This window comes from Buchnera aphidicola (Pemphigus obesinymphae), assembly GCF_026122815.1.
Taxonomy (GTDB): Bacteria; Pseudomonadota; Gammaproteobacteria; order Enterobacterales; family Enterobacteriaceae; genus Buchnera_C; species Buchnera_C aphidicola_BJ.
The window spans coordinates 1-4092 of the sequence record NZ_JAIWQW010000021.1 but is presented as its reverse complement, the minus strand read 5'-3'; the positions used below and the strand labels follow the sequence as shown (position 1 = coordinate 4092).

The 4092-nt window shown below is 26.2% G+C and carries 4 protein-coding genes and 2 pseudogenes; 3 read left to right on the top strand and 3 right to left on the bottom strand.

Translation table 11 applies throughout. The annotated features are described in order from the left end of the window. A partial coding sequence (locus LDP10_RS02735) for a TCP-1/cpn60 chaperonin family protein (RefSeq protein ID WP_321160500.1) occupies positions 1-672 on the top strand: 672 nt, incomplete at its 5' end. A gap of 121 nt (positions 673-793) precedes the next feature. Then, positions 794-1360, top strand: coding sequence for an elongation factor P (gene efp, locus LDP10_RS02730; RefSeq protein WP_265197218.1), 567 nt, complete (start codon positions 794-796; stop codon positions 1358-1360). Between the two features lie 44 nt (positions 1361-1404). Here the strand turns inward: efp and dnaC are convergent, their stop codons facing one another. The 3 genes and pseudogenes from dnaC to rsmD form a co-directional block, all read right to left on the bottom strand. Next, on the bottom strand, positions 1405-2145 hold the full coding sequence (dnaC, locus tag LDP10_RS02725; RefSeq protein ID WP_265197215.1) for a DNA replication protein DnaC: 741 nt from the start codon (positions 2143-2145) through the stop codon (positions 1405-1407). Continuing rightward, the gene (gene dnaT, locus LDP10_RS02720; protein ID WP_265197214.1) at positions 2145-2678 is read right to left on the bottom strand and encodes a primosomal protein DnaT; all 534 of its coding nucleotides are present in this window, start codon (positions 2676-2678) and stop codon (positions 2145-2147) included. The genes dnaC and dnaT overlap by 1 nt, the downstream gene beginning before the upstream one ends. A gap of 251 nt (positions 2679-2929) precedes the next feature. Beyond that, positions 2930-3521 (bottom strand): annotated as a pseudogene (gene rsmD, locus LDP10_RS03520) (16S rRNA (guanine(966)-N(2))-methyltransferase RsmD). A 119-nt stretch (positions 3522-3640) separates the two neighbouring features. Between rsmD and LDP10_RS02705 the strand changes: the two are divergent. After that, positions 3641-4092, top strand: a pseudogene (locus LDP10_RS02705) (hypothetical protein); the annotation flags it as partial.

Here is a 4092-nt window from a genome sequence, read left to right as displayed (position 1 = left end):
ATTAATAAAGATACAACTACTATCATTGGTGGAATAGGTGAAAAATATTCTATTAAAAATAGAGTATCTCAAATACGTCAAGAAATTCAAGAAGCTACTTCTGATTACGATAAAGAAAAATTAAATGAACGTTTAGCTAAATTATCAGGTGGTGTGGCTGTATTAAAAGTAGGTGCTGCTACAGAAGTAGAAATGAAAGAAAAGAAAGCTCGTGTAGAAGACGCATTACATGCTACTCGTGCAGCGGTTGAAGAAGGTGTTGTTCCTGGTGGTGGTGTTGCTTTAGTCCGTGTCGCTCAAAAAATTTCTAGTATATTAGGTCAAAATGAAGATCAGAACGTAGGAATTCGTGTTGCTCTTAGAGCTATGGAAACTCCTTTACGTCAAATTGTTTCTAACTCAGGTGCAGAACCATCTGTAGTAACTAATAACGTTAAAGATGGTAAAGGTAATTATGGTTATAATGCAGCTACTGATAAATATGGTGATATGATAGGATTTGGTATATTGGATCCTACTAAGGTAACAAGATCAGCATTACAATATGCTTCTTCGGTTGCTGGGTTAATGATTACAACAGAGTGTATGGTAACTGATTTACCAAAAGAAGAAAAATCTGATTTAAGTTCGTCACCTGCTGGTGGAATGGGTGGTATGGGCGGTATGATGTAGTTTTTTTTAAAAAAATTATAATTTCTCTCCTAAATACAATTTATAGTATTAGGAGAGAAATATTTTGTTAATAAAATATTCATTTTTTAATAATAGATATGATGTTAAATAAAAATTTATGATTATTACATATACTAGTAGTAATTTACGTGCAGGTTTAAAGGTTATATTTAATCAAGAACCTCATGTTATAAACTCTAATCAATTAGTCAAACCAGGTAAAGGTCAAGCATTTGCTCGTGTAAAATTACGAAATTTATTAACTGGTAAATTAATTGAGAAAACGTTTAAATCTACAGATTTTTTAGAATTAGCGAATATTGTAGATATATTTTTATTATATTTATATCGTGATATAGATCATTTCATTTTTATGAATAATAATACTTTTGAACAAGTATCGGTGCATAAGAAAATATTAGGCGAAAATTGTAAATGGTTATTAGAACAAAATAATTATTTGGTTACTTTATGGAATAATCAGCCCATAACAGTAGGAATGAACAATTTCGTTGAGTTAAAGGTAACAAATGTAAATCCGGAAATTAAAGGTGATAGCATTAGTCGTATTAGTAAATACGCACAATTAAGTACTGGTGCAGTAGTAAAGGTTCCACTTTTTATTCAAGAGAATGATGTTATTAAAATAGATACTCGTTCTGGAGAGTATGTATCGAGACAAAAATAAATATTTTTTGAAATAGGTAATGAATATATTAACAGTTTTTTTATTTAATACTCGTTTCCTTTAATGTATTTTCGATAGCTATCCCATTCAAAAGTTAACCACAAGCTGTTACCTATTCGCATTCTATCGATCACTCTTTCTCCTAGTAAAGTTTTCATACCTTTATGATCTAAGTTTGATAACATTCCGGTAGAACGTTTAGAAGAAGATCGTCTGTCTACGATTTGATTGATAATTACTTTTTCATATCGGGATTCAGTTTGCATACCTATTTCATCTATCATTAATAAATCTACACTGCTTAAGTTATGTAATAAATTTTCTTCTGTTATATTACTAGTTCCACTGAAAGTTCCTTTCATATTGGACATAAGATCTGCTACCGTAACTATTAATACATTTTTACCATTTAATATAAGATGATTACCAATTGCTGATGCCAAATGATTTTTTCCTGTGCCAGGACGACCTGAAAATATAAAACTAGCAATATTACCATTAAAATCTTCGGCATATCTTCTTGCTGCAGTAACTACTTTTTGATGTCCTTCGTGTTGAATACGATAATTATCGAAAGAACAGTTCATATATAGTTCTCGGATGCCTGAACGACCAAGGATACGTTGCATTTTCATTGCACGATTTTTTCTTACAATTAATTTTGACGATAATCGGCCTTCTGCTTGATTCCATGCTAATAGGTCGTCATCATTATTAAATTTAGGCTTTATATGGTTAGGCATAATACGTTGTAGACGTTTTAAAAACATGGAATAATTTTTCATTATTGTCCTCGAAAACCTTCAGGTGTCTTTTTATCAGGTTTAGGTAAATCATTAATATTTCTTTTTTTATATATTGTATTTAATATTCTGCTTTGTTGGACACTTCTTGCTAATTTTTGTTGCCATTGTACGTGATGAAAGAATTTTCCTTCAGCTTGCCAATAGGATATAAATAGTGCTAATTCAGAATGAGAAATCGGTGAATGTAAAGTAATTCCCCAGATAGCCGCTTGTTTTAAAAAATCTGGATCCGGTTTCCATTCCTGATACATTGTAAATTTTCCCATTGGTACATTTTTTGAATATGTCTTATTAATAATATTTTTTTTAACAATATTTTTTTTTTGTTCCTGAAATAAATTATTTATCGAAAATAACTTGTTAAGGAAAGAAGGAGTTACTGCGTACATGATAGGAATATTGTTTTGTAAAATTGCCAACGCTCCTTCTTTGGCTGAAGAAAGGGCAGAGATGGGATCTTTTTTAAAGTTAGTTAAATTAGTGGCTGTGGGTACTAATATTTTTATAGGCATAAATTTAAATCTTATTTAAGTTGTAAGTGATACATCAAGTAAATTATATTTAATATATAAAAAATAATTATGAGTATAAAATATGTTAAGTCAACATTCTAGATAATATCATGTTCTTTTATTTTATTAGAAGTGAAATATTTTATTTTTAAATTAAGTGTTCATATTTTTATGATATTACTGGTATAAAAAGTGATAAATTTTTATTTATTTTTAGTTACATTTTTATATTACATTGTGTATTTTTTATTTTAAATTTTATTTTTATTTTTTAATTCTATAAAATAATGAATTCTACGTATATAAAGACAATATTTAACTTTTCCGGTTATTTTTTCTTTTTTTAAAATCCAATTTTTTGGAATATATATATTTTTTTTTATTTTTTCTTGTTCTATATATATCCATGATTTGTTTTTTAACCATTTATTGTTTTCTAAAAGAAAAATTGTATTTTCTAATATAGTATTATAAAAAGGAGGATCAAGGAAAACAACATCATAAGTTTTTTTTTTTTAACCATTTTAAGGTATCAGTGTGAATAATGTCTATTTCTGATATTTTTAATTTGTTTACGGTATACTTAATTTGTTGTATCATATTTTTATTTATTTCTAGTAGAGTTACGTATTTTGCTTCACGTGATATAGCTTCTATAGCTAATGCTCCACTTCCAGAAAAACAATCAAGACAATTAGCATTTTTGATTTTTTTATTTAACCAGTTAAATAATGTTTCTTTAATTTTATTAGTAGTTGGTCTTAGTTTTTTTTCATTAATTACAGGTATACGTCTATTTTTAAATTTTCCAGAAATAATACGTAAGTTGCTATTTTTTTTCATTATTAATTATATATCTGTTTTTGTTAGATTTTATTATTAATTAAAATATTTATTTTATTAATAAATTAATTTTTTAATTAATGTGAATTTTTGTATATTTTACATATTAAGGTGAAGAAGTGAAAAAAAATTTTTTTTTAAATTTTTTTTCTTTTATAAAAAAGAAAAAAAAGATTGTTTTAGAAAATAAAAATAACGTTATTGAGAATAAAAAACAACCTAATCATGTTTTGAACAAAAACATATTGGACAAGTCTAGTGTTTTACCCAAAAAAACATCAAATAATAGTGTAATAGATGTTTTTCAAAAATCAAGTTGTGATTCTAGTAATTATAAATTAAATCAAATAAAAATTGAAAGTAAAAAAAATTATGAAAAAATTAATGCGGGGGAAAATTTATCAAAATTAAATAATAATGACATTTTATGTAAAAGTAATTTTGTGGAAAAGTTAAGAATACAATTAAAAAAAACAAGAGATTATTTAGGTTCAGAGATAAAAAATATTTTTTCTAAAAATAAAGTTGACGTGATTTTATTTGATAAATTAGAAGAAAAACTATTATCTTC

What these genes read in the sequence shown, in the direction of transcription:
- dnaC (WP_265197215.1), bottom strand. Translation starts at nt 2,145, where the DNA reads ATGAAAAATTATTCCATGTTTTTAAAACGTCTACAACGTATTATGCCT.
- dnaT (WP_265197214.1), bottom strand. Translation starts at nt 2,678, where the DNA reads ATGCCTATAAAAATATTAGTACCCACAGCCACTAATTTAACTAACTTT.